The organism is Actinomycetota bacterium (assembly GCA_016700055.1).
Taxonomy (GTDB): Bacteria; Actinomycetota; Acidimicrobiia; order Acidimicrobiales; family Ilumatobacteraceae; genus Kalu-18.
In genome coordinates, this window is the sequence record CP064997.1 from 1,044,117 (window position 1) to 1,070,505 (window position 26,389).

Consider the following 26,389-nt stretch of genomic DNA (forward strand, 5'->3'; position numbering starts at 1 on the left):
CCGGCGCCGGCGCCCTCAGTCGGGTTCGACCAGGCGCTGGCGGTCGAGCCAGCCCATCAGCACCGCGATCGCCCGGGGGTCGTGGCGCAGGCGGTGACCGGCGCCGTGCAGCAGGTGCAGCTCGGCCGAACCATGGGCCTGCGCGAGCTGGCGGGCATCGGCCGTCGGCACGCTCTCGTCGTCCTCACCGTGCATCACCAGCAGCCCCCGCGGGGCGAAGCGGGCGGCGGCAGCGACGGGACGGAAGCGGCGCAGCTCGCGGCTCCACTCGTCGAAGTGCTCGGGGAACTGCGGCCGGCGGATGGCTCCGATCTCGCGGGCGTGCTCCAGGAAGCGGCGCGGCTGGGCCGCCCAGTCGTCGAAGTCGGCCCGTGCGCTGAGCAGGGCGGCGCCGCGCACGCGCGGGTCGTCGGCGGCCACACACACCGCGATCGACCCACCGGTGTTCGTGCCGGCGAGCCACAGCCCGGTCGGGTGGGCCGCGTCGATCAGGTGGGCGATCGCCGCGCGCAGGTCGTCGACCCAGCCCTGGAGGGAGAAGTCGCCCTCGCTCTGCCCACAGCCGCGGAACGTGAACGTCATCGCCACGTACTGGAGCTCGTTCGCGATGCGGTCGATGAGCTCGGGGAACGTACCGGCGGAGTGTCGGGCGTCGATCGGGCCGATCGGGAACCCGTGGCAGAGGATCAGCCCGGGCAGCGGATCGGCGCGGCCTGCCGGGCGGGACAGGTAGCGGGCGAGTTGGAGGCCGCCCGACGTGAACGACCCGTTGTCGTGCACCTGCGCCGGGTCAGGCCCGCGGCGCCCGGTGACGTCGCGTCATCCCGGGCGCGGCCAGCTTGTAGCCGCGGTTGCGGGCCTCGGCCAAGGTGTCGGGCCCGAAGGAGAGCCCCGTCTCGGCGGCGATGATCTCGTCGATCACACCGGGGTCTTCCCACGCGTCGAGGTCGTAGACGAGCTGGGTGCGCTTGTCGCCGAGGAACCGAGAGTGCTCGAACCGGACTGGGCGCTCCATGGTCACCAAAGGTAGCGGCTCACCGCCGCCCGAGAGCCACTCCGGTGATGCGCCGCTTCAGCGCGTTCGGCAGCACTTGGCTGGCGGCGACCATCCCCTTGTAGAGCAGCCCGGGCACGCTCAGCGCCTTGCCGTGGGCGACGTCGTCGAGCCCGGAGCGAGCCACATCCTGGACCGACGTCCACGCCAGGTCCGGGTAGCGGGTCGCCGCGCCCTGGTAGTTGCTGATGCTCTGGAACTCGGTGCGGGTGAGGCCGGGGCACAGCGCGGTGACGCGCACGCCGGTGCCGCGCACCTCTTCGTGCAGCGACTCGGTGAGGCTCGTGACGTACGCCTTCGTGGCCGCGTACACGGCCAGCCCGGGAGCCGGCTGGAAGGCGGCGACGCTCGCGACGTTGAGCAGCCATCCCCGCTTGCGCGGCACCATCACACCGAGGGCCGCCCGGGAGAGCTGGGTGAGCGCGGCGACGTTCAGCGTCACCTCGCGGTCGAGACGATCGGCATCCAGCTCGTGGAACAGCCCACTGGTGCCGAAGCCGGCGTTGTTGACGACCAGGTCGAGCGGTCGAGCCGGATCGGCGATTCGCCCGGCGACGGCCGCTCGTCCGGCGGTGGTGGTGAGGTCGGCGACGAGCACCTCGACGCCGGGGTACTCGTCGGCGAGCTCGCGCAGGCGGTCCTTACGCCGCGCGACGACCACAGTCGGCACCCCTGCTGCGCCGAGCAGGCGCGCCATCTCCTCGCCGATGCCGCTGGACGCGCCGGTGACGAGGGCCGTGCGGAACGGGTAGCGGGCCGCGGCCATCGTCGCCGCGGGCTCAGTGGCCGGTGCCGGGCATCCCGCCGGCGGCCGCCAGGCGGGCGTGGGCACGCGACAACGCCGTCAGCGCCTCCGCGTCGTGCTCGTGACGCAACGACGTCTCGGCGCGCTCCTTCGCCGAGCTGGCGCGGCCGACGTCGATCTCACTCGACAGTTCGGCGAGGTCGGTGAGGAGCGACACCGTGTTGTTGGAGACCTCGACGAAGCCGCCGTGGATGGCGACGTCGAGCACGCTGCCGTCGACGAGGAAGATGCGGGTGTGGCTCTCGCCGAGCGCCCCGAGGAACGGCGCGTGGCCGGCGAGGAAGGCGATCTCGCCGCCGCCGAGGGTGCGGGTGATCAGCTGGGTTGCCTCACCCGAGTAGAGCACCCGCTCGGGCGAGACGATCTCGACGCGCATCGAATCGGCCATCAGACGCCTTCTTGCAGTGCCTTCGCCTTGGCGAACACCTGCTCGACGCTGCCGACGTTCAAGAACGCCTGCTCGGGGACCGTGTCGAGATCGCCGCGCAGGATCGCCTCGAAGCTGTCGACGGTCTCCTCGACAGGCACGAACTCGCCGTCGATGCCGGTGAACACCTTGGCCACGAAGAACGGCTGGGACAAGAAACGCTGGATCTTGCGTGCCCGCGACACCGTCAGGCGGTCTTCCTCGGAGAGCTCGTCGAGACCGAGGATGGCGATGATGTCTTGCAGCTCGCGGTAGCGCTGCAGGTTCTCCTGCACGCCGCGAGCGACCGAGTAGTGCCGCTGGCCGACCACCTCGGGCGACAGGATCGTGGAGGTGGACGCGAGCGGGTCGACGGCGGGGTAGATGCCGAGCGCGGCCACCTGGCGAGAGAGCTCGGTCGTCGCGTCGAGGTGCGTGAACGTGGTGAACGGCGCCGGGTCGGTGTAGTCGTCGGCAGGCACGTAGACGGCCTGGAGCGAGGTGATCGAACGACCCCGGGTGGAGGTGATCCGCTCCTGGAGCTGGCCCATCTCGTCGGCGAGGGTCGGCTGGTAACCGACGGCTGACGGCATCCGCCCGAGCAGCGTGGACACCTCCGAGCCGGCCTGGACGAAGCGGAAGATGTTGTCGACGAAGAGCAGCACGTCCTGGTTCTGCACGTCGCGGAAGTACTCGGCCATGGTCAGCGCCGACAGCGCGACCCGCAGGCGCACGCCCGGCGGCTCGTCCATCTGGCCGAAGACGAGAGCCGCCTTCTCGAACACCCCGGACTCCATCATCTCGATGCGCAGGTCGGTGCCTTCACGGGTGCGCTCACCGACGCCCGCGAACACCGACACACCACCGTGCTGGGAAGCGACGCGGTTGATCATCTCGGTGATCAGCACGGTCTTGCCGACGCCGGCGCCTCCGAACAGGCCGATCTTGCCGCCGGCCACGTACGGCGTCAGCAGGTCGATCACCTTGATGCCGGTCGGGAACATGCGTGCCGAGGGCTCGAGCGCGTCGAACGTCGGCGCGTCGCGGTGGATGTCCCACCGCTCCATGTCGGCGAAGTCGGCCGGGTCGGCGTCGAGGGGGTCGCCCCAGACGTTCCACACGTGTCCGAGCACGCGGTCGCCGACGGGCACGGTGATGCCGCGGCCGGTGTTGCGTACCGGGGTGCCCCGCTTCAGCCCGTCTGTGGGCTTCAGGCACACAGCGCGCACGCGGCCCTCGCCGAGCTGCTGCGCGACCTCGGCGAGGACGTCGACGTCGCGACCCTCTACCTGCACGGTGAACTCGACGGCGGAGTTGAGCTCGGGCAGCGAGCCGCGCGGGAACTCGACGTCGATCACCGGGCCGGCGATACCGACGACGCGGCCTTCCTTGCGCTCGTTCTCGGTCATGGTGGTCATGGGTGTCGGTGTTCTCCTGCTCAGAGGTTCTCGCCGGTCGCGGCGGAGGCGGCCAGCTCGGCGCCGATTGGTCCCAGTTCGACGAAGCGCACGGACTTGGCCTCGTCGGAGCCCAACGCCTCGGCACCGCCGACGATCTCCATGATCTCGGTGGTGATGGCGTCCTGGCGGGCCCGGTTCATGATGCGGGACAGGGTCTTGATCAGCTCTTCCGCGTTGTCGGTGGCGCTCTTCATCGCCCGCTGGCGGAATGCGTGCTCGCTGGCCGCGGCGTTGAGCAGCGCCGCGTACACGCGGGCTTCCACGTAGCGCGGCAGCAGTGTCGCCAAGATGGTCGTCGGGTCGGGCTCGAACTCGTAGTCGGCGGCCGGGCCGGCGACCACCGGCTTGCCGTCGCCGCCCACCACGACGTCGCGCTCGAGGGGCACCAGCGGTCGCTGCACGACCTCTTGGGACCCGGGGGTGATGAAGCGCGTGTACACGAGCTCGACGCGGTCGACGCGACCGTCTTCGTACAACTCGATGACGTGATCCGCGATCGCCTTCGCGTCGGCATAGCTGGGCGAGTCGGAGAAGCCGGCGAAGGGGCGGTCGAGGCGGTATCCGCGGAAGCGGAAGTACGACTCTGCCTTGCGCCCGACCGGCACGATCACGTAGTCGTTGCCGGCGAGCACGCCGGCTTTGATCTCGCCCTCGGCGGCGCGCAGCACTCCGGCGTTGTAGCCCCCGCACAGCCCGCGATCGGCGGTGACCGCCACGTAGCAGGTGACCTTTTCCTGCGCTCGGCCCTGCAGCAGCGGCGAATCGCTGCTCGCCCCCGCCGCGGCCAGGTCTTTCACCACCGCGGTGATCTGCTCCGAGTACGGGACGGCGGCGGCGACACGCTGTTGGGCCTTCACGATGCGAGACGCGGCGATGAGCTCCATCGCGCGCGTGATCTTCTTCGTCGCCTGGACGCTGCGGATGCGTCCACGAAGGATTCGCTCCTGCCCGCCGGCCATTACTCGGTCGCCAGGGTCTTCGGGCTGTGTGCCTCGCCGAGTGCCTCGGCGTCGGTTGCCGTCGGGTCGGCCACGCGCTCCTCGGCCCGCTTGGCGAGGAACTGCTCCTTGAACGCCTGGACGAGGGGACCGAGATCGTCGGGCACGGCGCCCGAGCGCAAGGAGTCGAGCAGCGACCCGTGGCGGGTGCGCATGAAGTCGAGCAGCTCGCCCTCGAAGCGGCGCACGTCGGCGACGTCGACGTCGTCGAGATAGCCGCGCGTGCCGGCGAAGATGGTGACCACCTGCTCTTCGACGGGCATCGGGCTGTTGAGCGACTGCTTCAGCAGCTCGACCAGCCGGTAGCCACGCTCGAGCTGGGCCTTCGACACGGCGTCGAGCTCGGAGCCGAACGTGGCGAACGCCTCGAGCTCGCGGAACTGGGCGAGGTCGAGCTTCAGCGTGCCGGCGACGCCCTTCATCGACTTGATCTGCGCCGCGCTGCCGACTCGGGAGACGGAGATGCCGACGTCGACCGCCGGGCGCACACCGGACTTGAACAGGTTGTCCTGCAGGTACACCTGGCCGTCGGTGATCGAGATCACGTTCGTCGGGATGTAGGCCGACACGTCGCCGGCCTTGGTCTCGATGATCGGGAGCGCGGTGAGCGAGCCGGCGCCGTTCTCGTCGGAGAGCTTGGCGGCGCGCTCGAGCAGGCGGCTGTGGAGGTAGAAGACGTCGCCGGGGTACGCCTCACGCCCCGGCGGGCGGCGCAGCAGCAGGGAGAGCTGACGGTATGCCTCGGCCTGCTTGGACAGGTCGTCGTACACGACGAGGGCGTGCTCGCCGGTCTCCATCCAGTGCTGGCCCATCGCGCAGCCGGCGTATGGCGCGAGGTACTTGAACGGTGCCGGGTCGGCCGCAGGCGCCGTCACGACGACGGTGTACTCCATCGCGCCGTTCTGGCGCAGCGTCTCGACGGTCTGGGCGACGGTCGAGCCCTTCTGGCCGATGGCCACGTAGATGCACTTCACGCCCTGACCCTTCTGGTTCAGGATCGTGTCGACGGCGACCGTGGTCTTGCCGGTCTTGCGGTCGCCGATGATCAGCTCGCGCTGGCCGCGCCCGATCGGGGTCATCGCGTCGATCGCCTTGATGCCGGTCTGCAGCGGCTCGTGGACCGGCTTGCGGCCCATGATCCCCGGCGCCTGGATCTCCATCCGGCGGCTCTGCGTGCCGACGAGCGGGCCACGGCCGTCTACCGGCTCGCCGAGCGCGTTCACGACCCGGCCGAGCACGCCGTCGCCGACGGGCACCGAGAGGATCTGGCCGGTGGCCTTCACCGTCTGGCCTTCCTCGATGCGATCGGCACCACCGAGCACCACCGCGCCGATCGACTCTTCTTCGAGGTTGAGGGCCAGGCCCTTCGTGCCGTCCTCGAACTCGAGCAACTCGTTGACCGCGCAGTCGGGCAGCCCCGACACCCGGGCGATGCCGTCACCGACCTCGGCGATCCGCCCGACGGTGCGCGCCTCGACCGAGGGCTCGAAACCCTCGAGGTTCTTGTTGATCACCGCAGCAATGTCGGCGGCGGACAGGGTCAGCTCTGCCATGTCGTGTCTATCCCGTTCCTGTCGATCGTCTGGTCGTGGTCGTCGTCGTGATCGTGGTCGTCGTCGTGATCGTCGTGGTGGCTGCCTAGAGCCGGCTCTTCACCTGGTCGAGGCGGGCGCGGATGCTGCCGTCGATGACGGTATCGCCCACGGTGGCGACGATGCCCCCGAGCACGGAGGGGTCGACCACCACCTTCACGTTCACCTGCTTGCCCGTGGCGTTGGCGAGCGCCGCGGCGAGACGGGTCTGCTGGTCGGCGGTCAGCGGCACCGCCGAGCGCACCTCGGCGAACTCGAGCTCCTTCGCGCTGGAGGCGCGCTGCACCAAGCGGTCGATGATCGCCGGCAGGTCACGGCCGCGGCCGGCGCCGACCACCATCGAGACGAGCTGCACCGTGGTGGCGGTTGCCTTACCACCGAGCAGGTCCTCGACGATCGCCTGGCGCTTGCCGGCGGGGATCATCTCGTCGGTGAGGGCGTTGCGCAGCGAGTCGCTCGACTCGTACGAGCGGGCGAAGCGGAACAGCTCGTCTTCCACCTCGTCGAGCGAACCCTCCGCCCGGGCGACTTCGAACAGCGCCCTCGCGTAGCCCTCGATGCGTGCGTTGGCGGTCATCTCGACGCTCCCACTCTCGCGATGAAGCTCTCGACCAGATCGTGCTGGACGCTCTCGTCGAGGGTCTCGGCCACGACCCGGTCGGTGGCCTCGGCGGCCAGACGGGAGATGTCGGCGTGCAGCTCGTCACCCGCCCGGCCAGCAGCCGAGGCGATCTCGGCCGCGGCCCGTTCCTCGGCGTCGATCAGCTCTTGGGCCAGCCGGGACCGGCCCTCGCTCAGCAGGCCGGCGGCCTGCGCGTCGGCCTCGGCGAGGAGGCGAGCGCGCTCTGTTCCGATGTCGCCGAGCGCCTGGCGGATTCGTTCGGCCTCGGCTGTCGCCGCCGTGCGGTCCGCGCTCGCGTTGTCGAGCTCGGTCTGGATGCGAGCGCTGCGGGCCTCCATCGCCTTCTTCGCCATCGGGCCAGCGAACTTGATCAGCGCGGCGAAGATGATGATCGAAGCCAGGCCGCCGTAGATGATCTCGGCGCGCTCGGGCCACAGCCAGTGGTGGGACGTGACGTAGCCGTCGTCGTCGATGCCGAACTCCGACATCGGCAGCCGTGCGGCGAGAAGTGCGAGCGGGCTCATCGGCTCGCCCCCACACTCATCACGTCGGCCACGGCCCGCTGCACCACGGCCGGGTCAGGTTGCCTGCCGACGGACAGCTCGACGGCACGGGAGGTGACGGCGGCGATCGCGCTCTCCACCTGGCCCTGCACGGCGGCGCGGGCCGACTCTGCACCGGCTGCGGCCTCGGCCTTGCGCTCCGCGATGCGCGCATTGACCTGGGACATCTGCGCCTGGCGCTCGTCCTCCAAGATCTGGCGAGCGGCCTCGATGCGCTGAGCCGCCTCCACCCGCACCTCGGCGATCGCGGCGTCGTAGCCGGCCACCTCGCCGCGGGCGTCGGCCTTCATCGCGTCGGCGGCCTCGTGGTCGTCGCGGATCGACGCGTAGCGCGCGTCCATCCCCTTCTTGAGGCGCGGGTACAGCACGAAACGCATCAAGAGCGCGAGGACCGCGAACGACCCGAAGCCCCACGCCATCTCCTTCATCTCGGGCGCGATGGGGTTCAGGTCCTTTTCGGGCACCTCGAGCTCGTGGTCACCCTCCGCGGCGGCCACGAGGCCACCGGGAAGACTGACCAGAACCGATGCACCCGACTGGGTGACGACGGCTGTCAGCACGTCAGCTCCTTATGGAGATCAGGCGAACTTGAGCAGGATGAAGACCACGAAGCCGATGAGGGCGAGGGCCTCCGTGAAGGCGATGCCGAGGAACATCGTGGTGCGCACCATGCCGGCGGCCTCGGGCTGGCGGGCCATCGCCTCGACGGACTTGCCGACGAGGTAGCCGATGCCGATGCCCGGGCCGATGGCGGCCAGACCGTAGGCGAAGCCTGCGGAGCTGGCAGCGGCGGTGTTCTTCGCGTCGGCCGGGTCTACCGCGGCTACGAGGTGCGAGAAGGCTTCCATGGGATGTGGTTCTCCTGTTGTGCTCTGGGTATGGGAGATCTTGGGTAGCGGGGTCTAGGGGGTGCCGGTCAGTGCTCGGGGTGGGCGGAGCTGCCGATGTACACCGCGGTGAGGATGGTGAAGATGTATGCCTGCAAGAACGCGACCAGCACCTCGAACGCGGTGAGGAAGACGAGCATGAAGAAGGGCAGGACGCCCATCGGCACCAGGAACACCTTCTTCGTCTCGGCCTGGAACAGCGCCGCGGACAGCAGGGCGAACGTCACGAGCAGGATGTGCCCGGCCATCATGTTGGCCATGAGTCGCACGGTCAGCGAGAAGGGGCGCACGATGATCGTCGACACGAATTCGATGAGGCCGACGAGCGGCTTCAGCGCCGTCGGCACCCCGGGGGGCCAGATGAGGTGACCGAAGTACTTGAGGCCCTGGTGCTTCAGGCCGACGCCGATGAACACCACCCAGACGAGCAGTGACAGCGTGAGCGGGATGGCGATGCGGGCGGTCGCGGGCATCTGCAGGATCGGGATGATGCCGGGCACGTTGCAGAGGTAGATGAAGAGGAAGATCGACAGCAGGAACGGCGTCCAGCCGAGCCCGTCGCGCCCCATCGTCTGCATCACCACCCCGTTCTCGATGAACTCGACGGTGGCCTCGGCCAGGTTGCGCACGCCCTTCGGCGCGACCATCGGGTCCTTGCGGCCCGCGAGCAGGAACACGACCGACGCGATCACGGCCGCCAAGACGGCGATCAAGGCGATCTTGTTGAACGTCGGGAAGAGGTCCTTCCAGCGGAGGATGGCGTTGATCGGCGGGAACTCGAGAGCGATCACGTTCGTTTCCGTTCCTGTCGTGAAACCGGCTTGGAGTGGGCGGCCAGCGGGGCTCTGGCTACCGGGTGGGTGAAGGCTTGAGGCCTGGGTAGGCGAGCGATGCGGCCACGAAGCGCATCTCCCACAGCAGCAGGCCGAGGTGTGTGACGATGATGGTCAGCCCGAGGGCGATGAGCGAAATCCAATCTGCGTCGCGCACGAGCCAGATGGCGAGGAAGATCAAGCCAAGGCGGATGAGGTAGCCGAACAGCACGGTGCCCATCATCAGCCCGAGCGAGATGCGCGCGGTGACGGACACCAGCAGCGCGGCCAGCAAGAAGTTGACGAGCACCAGCGCGATCCCCATCACCGCGCCCGCGGCGCCGTCGAGACCCCAGATGACTCCGCATACGGCGACGAGCACCGGACCGGCGATCAACCCTCGGCGCACCATGTCCTTCGACACCGCGACCTCGGGGGCGGGACCCTCGAGCCGGGTGGTGACCGGGTCGATCGCCGAGCTCGTCACGGCTCACTCCGCGGCGCGACCCGACCGGCTTGGGCTGCTCGACCCAATCGACCTGCCGCCGAGGCCTGCTCGGCGCGCTCGGCCTCGAGATGCGCCATGCTCGCGTTGTAGCCGTACCAGAGCTTGGCGAACACTCCGACCGCGGCGAGCACGGTGAGCACGATCATGAAGATCGGGGTAGTCCCGGCCAGGCGGTCGACCAGCCATCCGATGCCGAGGAACAGCGCCAACGTGAGCGCAGTCTCCATTCCCTGACCGAGGCCGGCGTCGGGCGGAGCAGCGGTTGGCGTGTTCGAGCGGGATTCCGGCGTGGGCAAGGTGGTTGACGACCTTCGGCACTCTGCGTACGGAGCGCGGCACCGTTGCCGCGCGCTCGTGAACGCGCGCACAAAGTACAGGATCAAGTGGGATCGCTCAAACCCGAAACCTCGGATTCCGCGCCGTTCGGGTCTGATTCGCGCTCGTCGTCGTAGTCGAGGCCGTCGACGTCCGCGTCGGCCGACGGTCCCCTCCGGCCGCGGCGTACCTCCGGGTGGAGCACGGTGTAAAGACCCAGCGCGATCGCGATCAACCCGATCGGGATCAGCGGCGTGGTGGCGCGGGTGAAGATCGGGTATAGGGCGAACCCGGACAGCAGCGCCGTCCAGAGCCAGAGGATCAGCACGCTGCGCCGCTGGCCGTGCCCAAGGTCCATCAACCGGTGGTGGAGGTGGCCCTTGTCGGCGGTGGCCACGCCCTGGCGTCGAGTAGCCCGGCGCACGATCGCGAACAACGTGTCGACGATCGGTACGCCGAGCACGACGAGGGGGATGAAGAGCGGCGCGAGGAAGAAGTACGTCTGGCCCGGCAGGTACTGGTCGCTGTTGGGATCGGCGCGACCGCCGACGACGCTCGTCGCCGCGGCCAGCAGCAGCCCGAGCAGCATCGCCCCGCCGTCGCCCATGAAGATCCGGGCCGGGTTGAAGTTGTGGGGCAGGAAGCCGATGCAGATGCCGAGCGTGATCACCGCGATCAGCGGCCCGACGTTCGGCTGCACGAGCACACCGAGGTCCTCGAGGCGCCGGCTGTACAGGAAGAACGCGCCCGCCGCGATGGCGACGATGCCCGCGGCCAGGCCGTCGAGGCCGTCGATCAGATTGACCGCGGTCGTCATGCCGAGCAGCCACAGCACGGTGATCAGCGGGATCCAGTCGTCCGACAGCACGAACACTTCGAGGAACGGGACGCGGAAGTAGTACATCGTCACGCCGAACCACACGAGGACGAGCCCGGTGACGACGGTGCCGGTGACCTTCGCCGGCGCCGAGATCTCACGGATGTCGTCGATGAAGCCGAGCCCGAAGATGAGCGTCGCGGCGAGGACGACGCCGAGCGGCTCGGAGTTGCGGTCGAACAGCGGATCGAAGCGGTCCATCCACCACGCGAGGCCGAGCGCCGCGACGAAGCCGGCGTACATCGCGATGCCACCCACGTCGGGGGTCACCTTCTGGTGCACCCGGCGGTCGTCGGGCTCCACCACCCAGCCACGCCACCGCGCGAGCCGCGCGACGACCGGCACCAGGCTGAACGTGACCACCGCCGCGACACCACCCACGATCAGGTAGCCCGCGGTGTCCGTCATCGGCGCGAGAGCCTACGCACCCCCCACCACCCCGGGCTGTTGCCCGCCCGCCGCGGCGCTGTCTGCCGCCCGCCAAACCGCAGCTTGCGCGCCAATCTGTCAACGAACCGGCGCCTGCCGCAGCTTCATCGACAGATTGGCGCGCAAGCCGCGCGCGCGAAGGTCACTCTTGCGGAGGGGGTGCGCGCGGTCAGTGGGGGGAGGGGTACGCAGGGAACTGCGCACAGAGCTTGGCGACGTCGGCGCGTACGTCGTCGAGCGCGCCGGCGACGGCCCTGTCGCGCAGCGCCCTGGCGATCAAGGCGCCGACTTGGGCCATCTCCGGCTCACGCATCCCCTGCGTGGTCACCGACGGCGTCCCGATGCGCACCCCCGAGGTGACGAACGGGCTGCGCGGGTCGTCGGGGATGGTGTTCTTGTTCAACGTGATGCCCGCCCGGTCGAGGGCGGCCTGCGCCTCCTTGCCGGTGAGCTCACCGTCGAAGGGCCGCAGGTCGACGACCATCAGGTGGTTGTCGGTACCGCCCGACACCAGGCGGAAGCCCTCCGCCGCCAGCGCGGCCGCGAGTGCCGATGCATTGGCCACGATCTGCGCCGCGTACTCGCTGAAGCTCGGGTCGGCCGCCTCGCGGAAGGCCACCGCCTTGCCGGCGATGACGTGCTCCAGCGGGCCGCCCTGCCATCCGGGGAACACGGCCTTGTCGATGGCCGTCGCGTGCTCGGCGGTGGACAGGATGCACCCACCGCGCGGTCCCCGCAGCGTCTTGTGCGTGGTGAACGTGACCACGTCGGCGTAGGGCACCGGATTGGGGTGCACGCCACCGGCGATCAGGCCGGCGATGTGCGCGGCATCGAACAAGAAGTACGCGCCGACCTCGTCGGCGATGGCCCGGAACGGCTCCGCATCCAGCCGGCGCGGGTAGCTCGTGGTGCCGGCGACGATCATCCGCGGGCGGTGCTCGAGCGCGAGATCACGCACCTGGTCCATGTCGATGCGCTCGTCGCCGGGGGTCACCTTGTACGGCACGAAGCGGTACAGCTTGCCGCTCGCGTTCACCGGGGAGCCGTGCGTGAGGTGGCCGCCGTGGTCGAGGCTCAGCCCGAGCACGGTGTCGCCGGGCTGGAGCAAGGCCTGGTAGGCGCACATGTTCGCGTTGGCACCGGAGTGCGGCTGGACGTTGGCGTGGTCGGCGCCGAACAACGACCTCGCCCGCTCGATGGCGAGCGCCTCGATCGAGTCGACCACAGCGTTGCCGCCGTAGTACCGCTTGCCCGGGTAGCCCTCCGCGTACTTGTTGGTGAGCACCGACCCGACGGCGCGCATCACCGCCGGCGAGGTGAAGTTCTCGCTCGCGATCAGCTGCAGCCCGGTGATCTGGCGCTCGAGCTCCAGCGCGATCAGGTCTTCGACCTCGTGGTCGGGATCGGTGTCCGAGGGGAAGGGCATCGAGGGGCTCCGTTTCGGCTGGATCAGAACTCGTCTTCGAGGGCCATCAGCTGGGCCACTCGCCGGGCGTGGCGGCCGCCTTCGAACGCTGTGTCGAGAAAGGTAGCGACGATCTCTTCGGCCAACCCGGTGCCGACAACTCTCGCGCCCATCGACAGCACGTTCGCGTCATTGTGGGCTCTCGCCATCTTCGCCGTGTACAGGTCGTTGCAGAGCGCGGCGCGCACACCACGGACCTTGTTCGCGGCGAGCTGCTCGCCCTGCCCGCTGCCGCCGAGCACGATGCCGAGCTCGGCTTCGCCGTCACGCACCTTGCGCCCGACGGCGGCACAGATCGGCGGGTAGTCGCAGCTCTCCGTGGAGTGGGTGCCGAGGTCGACGACCGCGTGGCCCTGCTCGCCGAGCAGGCGGACGAGGTGTTGCTTCAGCTCGTAGCCGGCGTGGTCGGAGCCGATCACGATCTGGGTCATCGAGGCTCGATCCGCGTCACGAACGTCGAGTGTACGGACCCGTCGTAGCCTTCGCCGCCGTGAAACCCGACCCGCAGAGCCCGGTCATCGTCGGAGCCGGCCAGTACTTGCACCGTGCCGCATCGCTCGACGACGCCGCCTCCCCCGCGCAGTTGATGGCACAAGCCGTGCGGGCCGCGGCGCTCGATGCCGGCCTGCCGTCGGTGCCGAAAACACCGAACTCGATGCGCGTCGTGTCGCTGCTGTCGTGGCGCTACCGCGACCCGGCCCGCTTCGTGGCCGCCGAGCTCGGGATCGACCCTGCCGAGACGGTGCTCTCCGCCGGCGGGGGCAACTCACCCCAGATGCTGGTCAACGTCACGGCCGCCCAGATCCAGCGCGGCGAGCTCGACCTGGCGGTGATCGTCGGCGGTGAGGCTTGGCGTACCCGCATGCGGGCTCGCCGGGAGGGGGCGACGCTGCCGTGGCCGAAGGTGCCCGAAGACGTCTCTCCCCGGCGTTCCGTCGGCAGCGAGCTGGTGATGAACCACGAGGTCGAGACGGCGGTCGGCATCGTCCAACCGGTGCAGGTGTACCCGATGTTCGAAACCGCGCTGCGGGCGTCGGCGGGCCGCACCGTCGACGAGCACCAGGCGATGCTCGGCGAGCTGTGGTCGCGCTTCTCCCACGTCGCTGCCGCGAACCCCGCGGCGTGGCTGCGCACCCCGCTGACGCCGGAACAGGTCCGCACGGTCGGGCCGGACAACCGGATGATCGGCCTGCCGTACCCGAAGTACATGAACTCCAACAACGACGTCGACATGGCCGCCGCGCTCATCATGTGCAGTGTCGAGCGGGCCCGCGCGCTCGGCATCGCCCCCGACCGGTGGGTGTTCCCCAACGCCGGTGCGGACTGCCACGAGCACCAGTACGTCTCGCAGCGTTGGGACTTCACGCGCACGCCCGCGATCGAGCTCGGCGGCCGCTCGGCGCTGGAGCTGGCGGGAATCGGCATCGACGACGTGTCGGTCGTCGACCTCTACTCGTGCTTCCCCTCGGCGGTGCAGCTCGGCGCGCAGTCTCTCGGGCTCGCCCTCGACGGCCAGCTGACGCGCACGGGCGGGCTGCCCTTCGCCGGCGGGCCGTGGAACAACTACGTGATGCACGCCATCGCCACCGTGGTCGCCGATCTGCGCGAACGGCCCGGCGAGTGGGGGCTCGTATGGGCGAACGGCGGCTACGCGACGAAGCACTCGTTCGGCGTCTACCGCACCAGCCCTCCGGCCGCGGGCTTCCGTTTGGGCGACCCGCAGGCCGAGGTCGATGCCCTCCCCCGGCGCGAGTTCACCGGGTCCGTCGGCGAAGACGCGCCGGTGAGGATCGAGGCCTACACGGTGATGCACTCGCGCGAGGGCTCGCCGGAGAACGCCTTCGCCGCCTGCTTGCTGTCCGACGGGCGACGCGCCTGGGGAACCTCGGCCGACCCCCACCTCGTGGCCGCGATGTGCGAGGGCGAGTGGGTGGGGCGCACCGTCACCCTCGCCGCCGATGCCACCCTGCGCGTCGACTGAACCCCCCACGCCCCCACCCCCGCGTTCTCGGTCGGATTTGTGACACATAGCGCGACTCATCCGACCGAGAACGCACGGGGGGTGCGCGCTTGGTGGCGCCGCGATGGCATGCTCAACCGGTGAGCGATGCCGATTCGACGGCGGCCTCCGTGCCGGCTCTGCCCGTGATCCTCGACTGCGATCCCGGTCACGACGACGCGATCGCGATCGTCGTCGCCGCCCGCCACACCGAGCTGCTCGGCATCACCACCGTCGCCGGCAACGCGCCTGTCGAGTCGACGACGCACAACGCTCTCGTGATGACCACCTTGCTCGGCCTCGACGTGCCCGTTCACCGCGGCGCGGGTCGGCCGCTGCTCGCCCCTCCCCGCCACGCGAGCTACGTGCACGGCGAGAGCGGCCTCGACGGCGCCGACCTGCCGCCGCCCGATCGCGGCACCGCCGGTGACGACGCGGCGGCGTTCATCGTCGACACCTGCCGCGAGCGCGAGGGCGTTTGGCTCGTCGCCACCGGCCCGCTCACCAACCTCGCGATCGCGCTGCGCCGGGCACCCGACCTCGCCGGGCGCATCGCCGGCATCTCGGTGATGGGCGGCGGGCTGTTCGGCAACCGCAGCGCGGCGGCCGAGTTCAACATCTGGGCCGACCCCGAGGCGGCCGCGATGGTGTTCGAGTACGGAGGCCCGCTGATCCAGAGCGGGTTGCATCTCACCCACCAACTCCAGGCGACGCCTGCGCGCGTCGAAGCGATCCGGCGCCTGCCGGGGCGTCTGGCGGCCGTGCTCGCCGACCTGCTCGCCTACTTCTCGGAGGGCTACGTGCGCCGGTACCACCACATGGAGGGTGCGGCGGTACACGATCCGGCAGCGGTTCTGGTGCTCAGCCATCCCCACCTCTTCACCCGCCGCTTCGCGCACGTGGTGGTCGAGACCCAGGGCCTGCACACGCGCGGGATGACGGTCATCGACCAGCGCGACCTGGTGGAGCGTCCCGACCCCAACTGCGACGTGCTGATGGGCGTCGACGCCGCCGCCGCGTTCGCCGTGATCACCGCGGCCGTCGCCGACTTCTCGGCGGGCTGAGCGCGGAGCCTTCGTGAGCGCGACGACGGGCGACCGCGGCGACCCACAACTCGACAGGGCGCTGCAGGCCATCGCCCCGCCGGGGGTGCTGACCGGGTCGCGCCGGATCTCGGCCGACGACGTCGCGCGGCTGCACCCCGCAGAGGCCGCCGCCGTGGCGCACGCGGTGCCGAAGCGCCGCCACGAGTTCGCGACCGGGCGGGCGCTGCTGCACGAGCTGATCGGCACCTCGGCGCCGCTGACGATCGGCCCCGATCGCAAGCCCGTGCTGCCCCCGGGCGTGGCGGCAACGCTCGCGCACGACCACGACTTCGCCGTCGCCGCCGCCGTCCACAGCGCAGATCTCGTGCTCGGCATCGACGTCGAGCCCGCCACCGCGCTCTCTGCCGACGTGGCCGATCTCGTGTTGCGCGAGGACGAGCGGGACATCGATGCGCACCTGGCCTTCACCATGAAGGAGGCCGCGTACAAGGCGTGGAGCGCCGGCGGCGGGCAGATGCTCGAGCACTCCGACGTACGCCTCAGCGTGCGCCCGGGCGCGTTCACCGCCGTGATGCGCGACGGTGCCGCGCAGTACGAGGGGCGCTACGCACAAGTCGGCGATCGGTTCTTGGCCCTCGTCGTCGCGCCGGCGCCCCCCGGGCGCTGAGGCGCGGCCGGCCACCTCGTCGCGCCCGGCGGGGCGTCAACTAGCTTCGGTCCATGCGTGCTGCGGTGATGCGTGACTGGTCGCTCCGGGTAGACGATGTCGCCGATCCGGTCCCCGCGGCCGGGCAGGTGTTGGCCAGGGTGCTCGCCTGCGGGATCTGCGGCAGCGACCTGCACATGCTCGTGCACGGCAAGGAGACCCGCCAGCTACAGGACGAGGTCGAGGGCGACACCCCTCCCGACCCGATGCGTCCCGTCGCCTTCGACCCACAGTTCGACACGGTGATGGGCCACGAGTACTGCTGCGAGGTGCTCGACACCGGGCCGGGGGTGGAGAACCTGAAGATCGGCGACGTGGTCGTCGGCATGCCGGTGGCTTTCGACGAGCAGGGCGTGCATCCGATCGGCTACTCCAACAAGTACCCGGGCGGGTACTCGGAGATGATCGTGATGAACGAGCTGCTCGGCATCAAGGTGCCGAACGGACTGCCCGCCGAGCTGGCCGCGCTCACCGAGCCCCTCGCCGTCGGGGTGCACGCGGTCGCCAAGAGCAGGATTGCGAAGGGCGACACGGCGATCGTGCTCGGGCTGGGCCCTGTCGGCCTGGCTTGCATCGCCGAGCTCGTGATGCGCGGCATCGGCCCGATCGTCGCCGCCGACTTCTCGCCGATGCGCCGCGCGCTCGCCGAGCGCCTCGGCGCCGACGTCGTCGTCGACCCGCGCGAGACACCCGCGATCGAGGCCTGGCGGCGCATCGACCCCACTCGCCCCCTCGTGATCTTCGAGGCCGTCGGCGTACCGGGGATGATCGAGCAGGCGATGCGCATGGCTCCGAAGGACGCCCGCATCCTGGTGGTCGGCGTCTGCATGCAGCAGGACAGCATCCACCCAATGATCGGCATCGGCCGTGAGCTCTCGATCCAGTTCGTGCTCGGCTACGACCCGCTCGAGTTCGCGTCCTCGCTCAGCGCGATCGCCGAGGGCAAGATCGATCTCGAGCCCCTGATCACGGGGCGGGTCGGCATCGACGACGTACCCCAGGCCTTCGCCGACCTCGCCCATCCCGACGCCCACGCGAAGATCCTCGTCACACCCGAGAAGACCCTCGTCAAACCCAAGGGGTGACCCCGCGATGTCCGAGCTCGACCGACCGGTGGCCGGCGGCGACACGTTCCCCCGGCAGTACGCGCGCACCCAGCGGCTCACCCTCGGCGAACCCCGCACGCTGACGGTGTCGCCGGACGGCCAGCGGGTCGTGTTCCTGCGCAGCCGCGCCGGCGACGACGCGGTCAACTGCCTGTGGGTGCTCGACGTGGCCAGCGGCACCGAGCGCCTCGTCGCCGACCCGGCCGAGCTGGCGGTCGCGGAGCAAGGCGAGCACGGCGAGCCCGACCAGGAGATGCTCCCCGACGAGGAGCTCGCCCGGCGTGAGCGAGCCCGCGAGAGCGCGGGCGGCGTGGTGTCCTACGCCACCGACCTCGCCGTGACGGTCGCCGCATTCGCCCTGAGCGGGCGGCTGTTCGTCGCCGGCCTGCTCTCGGGCACGGCGCGCGAGCTGAGCGTACCCGGCCCCGTGTTCGATCCCCGGCCAGACCCCACCGCCCGTCGGCTGGCGTACGTGTGCGGGCCGACGTTGCGGGTGGCCGAGCTCGACGCGACGACGCGTGTGCTCGGTGCCGACGACGACATCGACGTCACGTGGGGCACGGCGGAGTTCATCGCCGCCGAGGAGATGGGCCGCCAGCGCGGCTACTGGTGGAACCCGGACGGCACCGCCGTCGCCGCCTGCCGCGTGGACACCTCGCCGGTGCAGCGGTGGTGGATCGGCGACCCTGCCCAGCCATCTCGCGCCCCGAGCGAGATCGCCTATCCGGCCGCCGGCACCGACAACGCCATCGTCACGTTGCACGTGCGCCGCCTCGACGGCACCTCGACCGAGGTCGTGTGGGACCGCCAGTCGCTGCCCTACCTGGCCGAGGTGCGCTGGGTGGCGCCTCACCGCCTGCTGCTGGCGGTGCAGTCACGTGACCAGCGCCGCCTCGTGGTGCTCGAGGCCGACGCCGAGTCGGGGCGCACCGAGGAGCGCTGGAGCGACACCGACGACGCGTGGGTCGAGCTCGTCCCCGGCACCCCGAGCGCTCTCGCCGACGGACGCCTCGTGACCTGCGCCGACCGTGACGGCGCCAGGCGGCTGATCGTCGGCGGAGAGCCGGTGACCCCTGCCGAGCTACAGGTGCGCAGCGTGCTCAGCACCACCGCGGCGACGGTCGTGCTGCTCGCCAACCCGCTCGACGACCCGACGGTGCAGCACGTCTGGCGTTGGCGCGAGGGCCAGCTGGAAGCGCTGACCGCTGGCTCGGGCGTGCACACCGCGGCGGTCGGCGGCCCCACCGTCGCGCTGCGCCGCGTCGCCCTCGGGCAGGCTCGGTCGGTGACGACCGTGCACGACGCAGCCGACCTGGCCGCCCCCGCCGCAGCTACCGCCGACGCAGCCACCGCCGACACGGACGAGGCACTGCCCGAGCCGGCGTCGATCGAGCTCACGAACCACGCCGAGACCCCGCTGGTCACACCGCGCGCGAAGTTGCTGCGCCTCGGCGGGCGCCACCTCGCGACCGCGGTGCTGCTGCCCGACGGTGTGGGGCCCGACGACCGCTTACCGGTGCTGCTCGACCCCTACGGCGGCCCCCACGCCCAGCGCGTGCTCGCCGCCGACCCCGCCTACCTGTCCAGCCAGTGGTTCGCCGACCAGGGCTTCGCGGTGGTGGTCGTCGACGGCCGCGGCACGCCGGGGAGGGGCAGCGAGTGGGAGCGCGCCGTCCACCTCGACCTCGCCGGCCCGGTGCTCGACGACCAGGTCGAGGCACTGCTCCACGCCGCGGTCGAAGTCCCCCAGCTCGATCTGACCCGGGTGGCGATCCGCGGTTGGAGCTTCGGCGGCTATCTAGCCGCGCTCGCCGTGCTTCGCCGGCCCGACGTGTTCCACGCTGCGATCGCGGGCGCGCCGGTCACCGAATGGCGTCTCTACGACACGCACTACACCGAGCGCTACCTGGGTGACCCGAACGACGACCCCTCGCCTTACGACCGCTGCTCGCTGATCGTCGAAGCCGGCTTGCTCGAGCGTCCGCTGCTGCTGGTGCACGGCCTGGCCGACGACAACGTGGTCGCCGCGCACAGCCTGCAGTTATCGGGTGCCCTGCTCGCCGCGGGCCGACCGCACGAGATGCTGGCGCTGAGCGGTGTCACCCACATGACCCCCCAACCCGTCGTCGCCGAGAACCTGCTGCTGCACCAGCTCGACTTCCTGCGTCGGGCACTCGGCCTGATCGGTTGAGGCGACGACCGAGCGGCAGCGGCTACGGTCGACCACGATGAAGGACAGCATCGAAGAGCTCTACCGTCACGTGGCTGTCCACGCCACGGCAGACGCGGAGCACGAGGCCGCGGTCGAGCTGCTGCTCCTCGTGATGTACGCAGACGGGCGGTTGAGCGCCGACGAACTCGACGAGATCCGCGTCATCAGCGAGGACGCCGGCTGGGAGACCGACACGTTCAGCTTCGATCAGCACTTCGGCGAAGCGATCACCAAGGTCCGCTCGGCGCTGCGTGAGGTAGGCGGTGTCGCCGACCTGCTCGCCGACATCGACGCGCGCGTCGTCAGCAGCGTGCTGCGCCGATCGCTGTTCTCCGCCGCCCGCGACGTGGCCGGGGTCGACCACGACGTCGACCTCGACGAGGCGACGATCCTCGGCCAGATCGCCGCCCGCTTCGGCTGACCAGCCGGACCAGCCGAACTAGCCGGATCAGCCGGGGCGCCGCGCCAGCGCGATGCGGTCGCGGCCGGCGAGATCGGGCCGCACCTCGACGTCGACCAGACCGGCAGCGACGAGGATCGAACGCACGGCCGCGCCCTGGCGATGGCCCACCTCGAGCACCAGCCAGCCACCAACGCTCAGCCAGTCGTGCGCCCCCGCCGCGATCGCGCGCACCGCGTCGAGCCCGTCGGCACCGCTGTACAAGGCCGTCGCGGGCTCCCACTGCGCGACCTCCGGCGCCACCTCGGGATCACCATCGGCGACGTAGGGCGGGTTGGACACGACCACGTCGAGGCGACCGCGCAGTTCGGCGGGAAGCGCGTCGAACCAGCTCCCCTCGGCGACGAGGACGTGCGCGCCCGCGCGCCCGATGCCGGCGAGGTTGGCGCGCGCGACCTCGAGCGCGGCCGCCGACGAATCGACGAGCCACACCAGCGCCCGGCCGAGCGGCAGCTCGTCGGCAAGCGCCAGCCCGATTGCCCCCGAGCCGGTGCCGAGGTCGGCCACCGTCACCGAGTCGCGGTGAACGAGCAGCTCACGCGCCTGGCGCAGCGCAGCCTCGGCGACGAGCTCGGTCTCCGGCCGGGGGATCAGCACCCGCCGGTCGACGAGCAGATCGAGCCGGCGGAACGACCACCGCCCGAGCACGTACTGCAGCGGCTCGCCGGCGCGGCGGCGCGCCACCATCGCGTCGAGGTGAGCCACCATCCGCTGCGTCGCCGGTTCGTCGAGCGCGGCGAAGAACTCGTCGCCCTCCAGCGCGCTCGCCACCTCGCACATCCAACGGGCGGCGCGCCGGTCGTCGAGGGCTGCCGCCGTCTCGGTCCACAGACGGCGCCACGTCACGGGCGCGCCGGACCCACTCGTCATCGGTCGCCGGCGAGCAGGCGCCCCCGCTCGTCGGAGAGCAGCGCCTCGACGACTGGGTCGAGGTCGCCCGCGATCACGTCGGCCAGCCTGTACAGCGTGAAGCCGATGCGATGGTCGGTGACCCGGTTCTCCTTGTAGTTGTAGGTGCGGATCTTCTCGCTGCGCCCGCCGCCGCCCACCTGCGAGCGCCGCTCGGCCGACATCGTCGCCGCTTGTTCGTCCTCGGCCGCCTTCTTGAGGCGCGAGCGCAGCACCATCATCGCCCTGGCCTTGTTCTGGAGCTGGCTGCGCTCGTCTTGCATCGTCACGACGATGCCCGTCGGTCGGTGCGTGATGCGCACCGCCGAGTCGGTGGTGTTCACACCCTGGCCACCGGGCCCGCTCGCGCGGTACACGTCGACGTCGAGGTCACGTTCGTCGACGACGACGTCGACCTCGTCGGCCTCGGGCAGCACCATCACCGTCGCCGACGAGGTGTGGATGCGTCCCTGGCTCTCGGTCACCGGCACCCGCTGCACGCGGTGCGGCCCGCCCTCCAGGTGCAGATGGCGCCATGCGTCGTCGCCGCGCACGACGAACGTCACCTGGTTGAGCCCGCCGAGGTCGCTCGGGTCGACGGAGAGCACCTCGACCGGCCACCGGTGACGAGCGGCGTAAGCGGTGTACATCTCGTACAGATCCCGGGCGAACAGGTTCGCCTCCTCACCGCCCTCGGCCCCGCGGATCTCGACGATCACCGCCTTGCCCTCGTTCGGGTCCTTGGGCAGCAGCAAGACGGTCAGCTCGGCGTCCATCCGCGCCGCGTCGGCCTCGGCCTCGGCCAGCTCGGCCGTGAGCAGCTCGCGCTCTTCCGCGTTGGCGCCTTCGAGCAGCTCACGCGCGGTGGTGGCGTCGCCTCGGCGCTCCACGAGGCGCCTCGTCAACTCGACCACGGGCGCCAGCTCCCGGTAGCGGCGGGAGGCGTCGCGGAGACGTCCCTGGTCCGACAGCACCGCGGAATCGGAGAGGTCTGCTTCCAGCGAGGCCAGCTCGGCCTGCAGTGTCCCGAGCAGATCTTCGTACCTGTCGCCGTGCTCCATGACAGTGCCGAGGCTACGAGGCGCCACACCCTCACGCGGCAGATCAGCAAACTTGAGTTGGATCAGCTCAGCTTCTTTGTAGAGTCGGAATGAGCAATCCACCTCTCCCAAGGAGAAGCCCACCAATGCTGGTTCATCGTCGTCTGGTCCGTCCCTTCAATGCCGCCCTGCTCACCTCGCCCGTCGAGTTCGACCGCGCCTTCGACCAACTGGTCGCCGGGTTCGGCACCCCGCGGCGCTCGCCCGTCGTCGACGCCGGCTGGCGTGACGGTTCGCTCGTGCTCACCGTCGACCTGCCCGGAGTGCCCGCCGAGCGCGTCGGCGTAGAGGTGAGCGCCCGCGTGCTGACCCTGTCGGTCACCGCCGAGCCCGCCCCGTCGGCCACCGAGGCGCAAGCCCCGGCCGTCACCTGGCAGCGCACGTTCAAGCTCGGCCCGGCCCTCGACCCCGAGCGTGTCGAGGCTCGCTACGCGAACGGCCGCCTGAGCGTCACCGTCGCCCCTGTCGAAGTCGTCGAGCCTCCCGTGCGCCGGATCGAGATCGCCACCGCGCCGGAGCCGGCCGTCCTCGACACGACGGCCGCCGAGTCGGCCCCTGGCGAGTCCGACGCCGCCGAGAGCTGAACGCTTCGGCTCTAGACCCAACCGACGAGCCGCGCCGGCCGGCGCAGCGCCGAAGCCAGCGCTGCGGTGACCGGCGCGGCGTCGCGCTCGGGCACCACCAGCGCCAGTTCCGCGTCGGGGTCCAGCGCAAGCCGCGCGTCGGCGGCAAACGGCACCAGATCCAGGTCGATGCCGGTGGAGAACACCACGACCAGCGGTCCGCCGTCTTCGGCGAGGCCCTGCGCGACGCATGGCACCGCATCCTTCACATTGCGCCGTGGCACCGGCGGGTCCGCCGAACGCAGCTCGGCCGCCCCCACGCGGTGAGGATCGTCGAGCGCGTCGCCGCGCAGCGCGCGTTCGGCCCCCAGGCGATTCAGCGGGTGTGGATCGGCGCCGGGCCGGCGGCGTTCGGCGACGACGCCGACGATGCGCGCCAGCGAGTCGACCGTCGGGGTGTCGCCGTGCAACAGCGCGAACGCCTCGCGGTCATGGGCTCCGACTCCCACCTCGAGCCGGGCGGCGCCGGTGTGGGGATCGGTGACGGCCCGGCACACCTCCAGCCCGCGCACCTCGCCGACCAGCACCCCGTGTTCCACGTTCGGCGTCGCGCCCGCGGCCGCGATCACCTCGCGGAAGGCCTCGTGCTCGACGGGCACCGGCGGCGAGGGGCAGAACTGCTCGGGTACGGCAGCCACCAGCGCGCGTCCTTCGACCTGCCAGACGCGCACCTCGGTGGACATCTCGCCCGCACGCCGCGCGAGCACACCCGTGGACGATTCGGCGAGCAGGTTCAAAGAGCCGGCGCCGGCGCGCATCGCCCAGGCCATCGCCGCGCCAAGCCCACGCTCTGGCTGCTCGTCGACCAACACCCAGCCAACTCCTGATTCGACGAGAGCCGCGCCGCGGGCAAACGCGGCGGGGTCGGCGACGAGCTCGCGCCCGAGGTGGTCGCGAACGAGGGCGCGGAGCTTGGCCGCGTTGAGCCGTGCGCGGCGCTCCGCGCCGTCCGAGGTGGTGCCGGAGGGGAGTACGGACACCCCGGCGAGGCTAAGCGACGAAGTAGCCGACCGCGTCGACGATCACGTGCCCGGTCCCTGTGCGCAGGCTGAGATCGATCGATCCGTCCTGGCCGATGGGCACGATCGCCGTGCCGGCAAGCGTCGTCCCCGCCTTCGTGCTGACGTGGGGCATGGTCGGGCGGGGCTGGCCGGCCGGCCAAGCCGTCAGGTCGGTGACCGTGCTCGGGCCGACGAGGACCATGTTCAGCACGACGGCCTCGGCGTCCACCGGCACTCCGCCTGCTCCGGCAACGACGACACGTCGCGACGCGGTGCCAATTGCGGCCGGCGGCATGCCGATCCCGGCGGCGCTGTCGAGAAGACGCGCCGGCGGGATCGACACGTGTCGCGCGAGCGCTGTGCCGACGAAGCACCCGACGACGTCGACGCTGACGTCGGTGGAGCCGGAGCCGTTGTAGACGCTCACCATCCCGCCGGTGCCGATCGGGCACACGACGAGGTTCGACACCGCACGAGTCTTCATGACGTCGACACTCGCGGTCGACGGCCGGGGGGCACCCTTCGGCCACACCGTCAGCGTCGAGTTCGCCGTGGAGCGGGTGGAGCCCACCTGCAACACCACCGCCGACGCGTCAGCGGGCACCCCGGCCTGACCGGTCACCTGCAGATCGACGGTGCCGCTCGGGCCGAGCTTGGCCTTCGCCGCGCCGAGACCGGTGCGCGTGTCCAGCAGGCGCGCCGGAGCCAGCGGGGCGAGCGTGGTGCCGATGCCCGACCCGAAGTAGCCGACGACGTCGGCGCGGGCATGCACGCGCCCGGTCGCGTTGTACACCGAGACCGCGCCGAGCTCACCGAGCGGCACGACGACCAAGTTGCTGAGCGTGGTGCTGCGCGCCGGCCAGAGCTGCACCGTGTTCGGCTGCGCCTGCCCCGCCGGGAACCAGGTGAGCCGGGTCTGGGCCGAAGCTTCGGTGGCCGTCACGTCGAGCAGGACGGCGGTCACGCCCGCCGCAGGGACGCCGCCGAGGCCGCCCACCGGGAAGGAGATCGTGCCCCTCGTGGTCATCCGCGCCGCAGTGCCCACGCCCACCCCGGTCTTGGTGTCGAGCACCCGTGCCGGTGTGAGCGGCACGAACCCGCCGGGCCCGGTCGACGGAGGGCCGGAGCCGCCTCCGCCGGGAGGCTGGCTGAAGAGACCGAGGTCCTCGAACTCGCCCCCGAGCACGGTCGACCCCCCACCGCCCAGCCATCCGTCGATCACGCTGCGGTACATCGAGCGGAAGTCGACGTGGTGCGCCATCCGGTCCCAGCGGCGCAGACCGGCGAGCGAGGGCTGCATGCCGTAGAGCCCCCCCTTCACGTTGCGCCCGATCACGAAGTGCGGCGCGGCGGTGCCGTGGTCGGTGCCGTTGGAGTCGTTGCGGTACGACGTGCGCCCGAACTCCGAGGTGGTCATCAACGCCACCTGGCCGTGCCAGCGTCCGTCGAGAGCCGCGAAGAACTGGCGGATGCCGTCGTTCAGCTCACGCATGCGCTCCGTGTGCTGGTACGGCTGATTGGCGTGGCTGTCGAAGTCACCCCAGCCGACGTCGATCACCCGCAGTCCGAGGTTCGCGTTGACGAGCCGCGCGGCTACGACGAGCTTGCGCACGATCTCGCTGTCGGGCAGCGCGGCCGCGAAGACCGGGGCGACGGTGGCGGCGACGTCGAGTTGGTTGCGCACCGTGGAGGCCACCGTGTCGTGCCACTGGCCACGCCCGCTCGCCGCCGCGCTGTAGTTGCGCAGCCCGGAGTACATGCGCGCGTCGGCAGGATCGGTGTCGCCGCCGAAGCCGACGCCCCACGGGGGCACCGCTGTCGCCCGACGCTGTTCGCCGACCATGTGCAGCGGCACGCTCGATCCGATGGTCGCCGCCCGGAACAGGTCGGCTCCGCCGGGCAGGCCGTCGAGCCAGCGCCCCACCCAGCCCGACGTCGGGACGCCCGAGCCGGCCCGGCCGTACATCCACTTCGCCATCGAGTTGAAGTGGCTGAGGTCGGGGTTGGGGTAGCCGACACCCTGGATCACCGCGAGCTGGCCGGCGTCCCAACGTGTCTTCAGCTCGGTCAGCTCGGGGTTCAGCCCGACGCTGGCATTGAGGGCCAGCGCCTGCGCGGCTCCGATCGCGAGCCGGCCGTGCTGGGTCTGGTAGTTGGAGTCGGCAAAGGGGACGACGGTGTTCAGGCCGTCGTTGCCGCCGTACATCACGATGGAGATCAGGATCCCCTCGTCGTCAGCGACAGGTTCGGCGGCCCACGCGTCGCGCAGCCCTCCCGGCAACAGGCCGGGGGCGACGAGCTCCCCGAGGCTGCCGAACAGCACGCCGCCGCCGACGCCCCAACCGACCGCGGTCAGGAACTGCCGGCGGCTCCAGCCGCTCGGGTCGTCGTCTTGGACGGAGAGCAACCGGCGGGCATCAGCAGTGGAGATGTCGGGGTCAAGCATCGTCGGTTC

Annotated in this window: 28 protein-coding genes; 7 read left to right on the plus strand and 21 right to left on the minus strand. The window is 70.9% G+C overall.

The window, feature by feature from the left end; translation table 11 throughout:
• Nucleotides 1-15: 15 nt before the first annotated feature.
• The 17 genes from IPM43_05000 to rpiB form a co-directional block, all read right to left on the minus strand.
• Nucleotides 16-780, minus strand: a complete 765-nt coding sequence (locus IPM43_05000; GenBank protein ID QQS25730.1) for an alpha/beta hydrolase — start codon at nucleotides 778-780, stop codon at nucleotides 16-18.
• 10 nt (nucleotides 781-790) lie between these two features.
• Entirely contained in the window at nucleotides 791-1,015 is a 225-nt protein-coding gene (locus IPM43_05005) for a hypothetical protein (protein QQS25731.1), read from the minus strand.
• Nucleotides 1,016-1,034: 19 nt separating this feature from the next.
• Entirely contained in the window at nucleotides 1,035-1,820 is a 786-nt protein-coding gene (locus IPM43_05010; protein QQS26336.1) for an SDR family oxidoreductase, read from the minus strand.
• Between the two features lie 13 nt (nucleotides 1,821-1,833).
• On the minus strand, nucleotides 1,834-2,247 hold the full coding sequence (gene atpC, locus IPM43_05015; GenBank protein QQS25732.1) for an ATP synthase F1 subunit epsilon: 414 nt from the start codon (nucleotides 2,245-2,247) through the stop codon (nucleotides 1,834-1,836).
• Nucleotides 2,247-3,674: a F0F1 ATP synthase subunit beta gene (gene atpD, locus IPM43_05020; GenBank protein QQS26337.1), complete on the minus strand. Its 1,428-nt coding sequence runs from the start codon at nucleotides 3,672-3,674 to the stop codon at nucleotides 2,247-2,249. The genes atpC and atpD overlap by 1 nt, the downstream gene beginning before the upstream one ends.
• Before the next feature lie 29 nt (nucleotides 3,675-3,703).
• Entirely contained in the window at nucleotides 3,704-4,684 is a 981-nt protein-coding gene (locus IPM43_05025; protein QQS25733.1) for a F0F1 ATP synthase subunit gamma, read from the minus strand.
• Nucleotides 4,684-6,276: a F0F1 ATP synthase subunit alpha gene (locus IPM43_05030; GenBank protein QQS25734.1), complete on the minus strand. Its 1,593-nt coding sequence runs from the start codon at nucleotides 6,274-6,276 to the stop codon at nucleotides 4,684-4,686. The genes IPM43_05025 and IPM43_05030 overlap by 1 nt, the downstream gene beginning before the upstream one ends.
• An 85-nt stretch (nucleotides 6,277-6,361) precedes the next feature.
• The gene (gene atpH, locus IPM43_05035; protein QQS25735.1) at nucleotides 6,362-6,892 is read right to left on the minus strand and encodes an ATP synthase F1 subunit delta; all 531 of its coding nucleotides are present in this window, start codon (nucleotides 6,890-6,892) and stop codon (nucleotides 6,362-6,364) included.
• On the minus strand, nucleotides 6,889-7,461 hold the full coding sequence (locus IPM43_05040; GenBank protein ID QQS25736.1) for a hypothetical protein: 573 nt from the start codon (nucleotides 7,459-7,461) through the stop codon (nucleotides 6,889-6,891). The genes atpH and IPM43_05040 overlap by 4 nt, the downstream gene beginning before the upstream one ends.
• Complete coding sequence (locus IPM43_05045) at nucleotides 7,458-8,060, minus strand: ATP synthase F0 subunit B (protein QQS25737.1); 603 nt, start codon at nucleotides 8,058-8,060, stop codon at nucleotides 7,458-7,460. Before IPM43_05045 ends, IPM43_05040 begins: the two co-directional genes overlap by 4 nt.
• Before the next feature lie 18 nt (nucleotides 8,061-8,078).
• A complete protein-coding gene (gene atpE / locus IPM43_05050) occupies nucleotides 8,079-8,348 on the minus strand; it encodes an ATP synthase F0 subunit C (GenBank protein QQS25738.1) in 270 nt (89 codons plus the stop codon).
• 68 nt (nucleotides 8,349-8,416) lie between these two features.
• Entirely contained in the window at nucleotides 8,417-9,178 is a 762-nt protein-coding gene (gene atpB / locus IPM43_05055; protein QQS25739.1) for a F0F1 ATP synthase subunit A, read from the minus strand.
• Nucleotides 9,179-9,236: 58 nt separating this feature from the next.
• Complete coding sequence (locus IPM43_05060) at nucleotides 9,237-9,686, minus strand: ATP synthase subunit I (protein QQS25740.1); 450 nt, start codon at nucleotides 9,684-9,686, stop codon at nucleotides 9,237-9,239.
• Entirely contained in the window at nucleotides 9,683-10,003 is a 321-nt protein-coding gene (locus IPM43_05065; protein QQS25741.1) for a hypothetical protein, read from the minus strand. Before IPM43_05065 ends, IPM43_05060 begins: the two co-directional genes overlap by 4 nt.
• A gap of 83 nt (nucleotides 10,004-10,086) precedes the next feature.
• Complete coding sequence (locus IPM43_05070; protein ID QQS25742.1) at nucleotides 10,087-11,307, minus strand: undecaprenyl/decaprenyl-phosphate alpha-N-acetylglucosaminyl 1-phosphate transferase; 1,221 nt, start codon at nucleotides 11,305-11,307, stop codon at nucleotides 10,087-10,089.
• Nucleotides 11,308-11,497: 190 nt separating this feature from the next.
• Nucleotides 11,498-12,754, minus strand: coding sequence for a serine hydroxymethyltransferase (locus IPM43_05075; GenBank protein QQS25743.1), 1,257 nt, complete (start codon nucleotides 12,752-12,754; stop codon nucleotides 11,498-11,500).
• A 23-nt stretch (nucleotides 12,755-12,777) separates the two neighbouring features.
• Nucleotides 12,778-13,224, minus strand: coding sequence for a ribose 5-phosphate isomerase B (gene rpiB / locus IPM43_05080; GenBank protein ID QQS25744.1), 447 nt, complete (start codon nucleotides 13,222-13,224; stop codon nucleotides 12,778-12,780).
• Between the two features lie 59 nt (nucleotides 13,225-13,283).
• Here rpiB and IPM43_05085 point away from each other — a divergent pair, with 59 nt between their 5' ends.
• The 6 genes from IPM43_05085 (at nucleotide 13,284) to IPM43_05110 (ending at nucleotide 20,283) form a co-directional block, all read left to right on the plus strand.
• Nucleotides 13,284-14,774, plus strand: a complete 1,491-nt coding sequence (locus IPM43_05085) for an acetyl-CoA acetyltransferase (protein ID QQS25745.1) — start codon at nucleotides 13,284-13,286, stop codon at nucleotides 14,772-14,774.
• A gap of 119 nt (nucleotides 14,775-14,893) precedes the next feature.
• Nucleotides 14,894-15,856, plus strand: a complete 963-nt coding sequence (locus IPM43_05090) for a nucleoside hydrolase (protein ID QQS25746.1) — start codon at nucleotides 14,894-14,896, stop codon at nucleotides 15,854-15,856.
• Nucleotides 15,857-15,869: 13 nt separating this feature from the next.
• Entirely contained in the window at nucleotides 15,870-16,505 is a 636-nt protein-coding gene (locus IPM43_05095) for a 4'-phosphopantetheinyl transferase superfamily protein (GenBank protein ID QQS25747.1), read from the plus strand.
• Between the two features lie 53 nt (nucleotides 16,506-16,558).
• Complete coding sequence (locus IPM43_05100) at nucleotides 16,559-17,629, plus strand: zinc-binding dehydrogenase (protein QQS25748.1); 1,071 nt, start codon at nucleotides 16,559-16,561, stop codon at nucleotides 17,627-17,629.
• A gap of 7 nt (nucleotides 17,630-17,636) precedes the next feature.
• The gene (locus IPM43_05105) at nucleotides 17,637-19,841 is read left to right on the plus strand and encodes a prolyl oligopeptidase family serine peptidase (protein QQS25749.1); all 2,205 of its coding nucleotides are present in this window, start codon (nucleotides 17,637-17,639) and stop codon (nucleotides 19,839-19,841) included.
• 37 nt (nucleotides 19,842-19,878) lie between these two features.
• Entirely contained in the window at nucleotides 19,879-20,283 is a 405-nt protein-coding gene (locus IPM43_05110; protein QQS25750.1) for a hypothetical protein, read from the plus strand.
• Between the two features lie 27 nt (nucleotides 20,284-20,310).
• On the opposite strand, the gene prmC is transcribed toward IPM43_05110, so the two are convergent.
• Together prmC and prfA are read right to left on the minus strand one after the other, a co-directional pair.
• A complete protein-coding gene (gene prmC / locus IPM43_05115; GenBank protein QQS25751.1) occupies nucleotides 20,311-21,168 on the minus strand; it encodes a peptide chain release factor N(5)-glutamine methyltransferase in 858 nt (285 codons plus the stop codon).
• Nucleotides 21,169-21,188: 20 nt separating this feature from the next.
• A complete protein-coding gene (gene prfA / locus IPM43_05120) occupies nucleotides 21,189-22,271 on the minus strand; it encodes a peptide chain release factor 1 (protein QQS25752.1) in 1,083 nt (360 codons plus the stop codon).
• 125 nt (nucleotides 22,272-22,396) lie between these two features.
• Here prfA and IPM43_05125 point away from each other — a divergent pair, with 125 nt between their 5' ends.
• The gene (locus IPM43_05125) at nucleotides 22,397-22,894 is read left to right on the plus strand and encodes an Hsp20/alpha crystallin family protein (GenBank protein ID QQS25753.1); all 498 of its coding nucleotides are present in this window, start codon (nucleotides 22,397-22,399) and stop codon (nucleotides 22,892-22,894) included.
• Between the two features lie 11 nt (nucleotides 22,895-22,905).
• On the opposite strand, the gene IPM43_05130 is transcribed toward IPM43_05125, so the two are convergent.
• A complete protein-coding gene (locus IPM43_05130; GenBank protein QQS25754.1) occupies nucleotides 22,906-23,913 on the minus strand; it encodes a hypothetical protein in 1,008 nt (335 codons plus the stop codon).
• Between the two features lie 10 nt (nucleotides 23,914-23,923).
• Entirely contained in the window at nucleotides 23,924-26,380 is a 2,457-nt protein-coding gene (locus IPM43_05135; protein ID QQS25755.1) for a DUF1501 domain-containing protein, read from the minus strand.
• Between the last annotated feature and the right edge of the window lie 9 nt (nucleotides 26,381-26,389).

Coding starts and splice junctions, on each gene's coding strand:
- IPM43_05005 (QQS25731.1), bottom strand. CDS start 1,015: ATGGAGCGCCCAGTCCGGTTCGAGCACTCTCGGTTCCTCGGCGACAAG.
- IPM43_05010 (QQS26336.1), bottom strand. CDS start 1,820: ATGGCCGCGGCCCGCTACCCGTTCCGCACGGCCCTCGTCACCGGCGCG.
- atpC (QQS25732.1), bottom strand. CDS start 2,247: ATGGCCGATTCGATGCGCGTCGAGATCGTCTCGCCCGAGCGGGTGCTC.
- atpD (QQS26337.1), bottom strand. CDS start 3,674: ATGACCGAGAACGAGCGCAAGGAAGGCCGCGTCGTCGGTATCGCCGGC.
- IPM43_05025 (QQS25733.1), bottom strand. CDS start 4,684: ATGGCCGGCGGGCAGGAGCGAATCCTTCGTGGACGCATCCGCAGCGTC.
- IPM43_05030 (QQS25734.1), bottom strand. CDS start 6,276: ATGGCAGAGCTGACCCTGTCCGCCGCCGACATTGCTGCGGTGATCAAC.
- atpH (QQS25735.1), bottom strand. CDS start 6,892: ATGACCGCCAACGCACGCATCGAGGGCTACGCGAGGGCGCTGTTCGAA.
- IPM43_05040 (QQS25736.1), bottom strand. CDS start 7,461: ATGAGCCCGCTCGCACTTCTCGCCGCACGGCTGCCGATGTCGGAGTTC.
- atpE (QQS25738.1), bottom strand. CDS start 8,348: ATGGAAGCCTTCTCGCACCTCGTAGCCGCGGTAGACCCGGCCGACGCG.
- IPM43_05070 (QQS25742.1), bottom strand. CDS start 11,307: ATGACGGACACCGCGGGCTACCTGATCGTGGGTGGTGTCGCGGCGGTG.
- IPM43_05075 (QQS25743.1), bottom strand. CDS start 12,754: ATGCCCTTCCCCTCGGACACCGATCCCGACCACGAGGTCGAAGACCTG.
- rpiB (QQS25744.1), bottom strand. CDS start 13,224: ATGACCCAGATCGTGATCGGCTCCGACCACGCCGGCTACGAGCTGAAG.
- IPM43_05100 (QQS25748.1), top strand. CDS start 16,559: ATGCGTGCTGCGGTGATGCGTGACTGGTCGCTCCGGGTAGACGATGTC.
- IPM43_05105 (QQS25749.1), top strand. CDS start 17,637: ATGTCCGAGCTCGACCGACCGGTGGCCGGCGGCGACACGTTCCCCCGG.
- IPM43_05110 (QQS25750.1), top strand. CDS start 19,879: ATGAAGGACAGCATCGAAGAGCTCTACCGTCACGTGGCTGTCCACGCC.
- prfA (QQS25752.1), bottom strand. CDS start 22,271: ATGGAGCACGGCGACAGGTACGAAGATCTGCTCGGGACACTGCAGGCC.
- IPM43_05125 (QQS25753.1), top strand. CDS start 22,397: ATGCTGGTTCATCGTCGTCTGGTCCGTCCCTTCAATGCCGCCCTGCTC.
- IPM43_05135 (QQS25755.1), bottom strand. CDS start 26,380: ATGCTTGACCCCGACATCTCCACTGCTGATGCCCGCCGGTTGCTCTCC.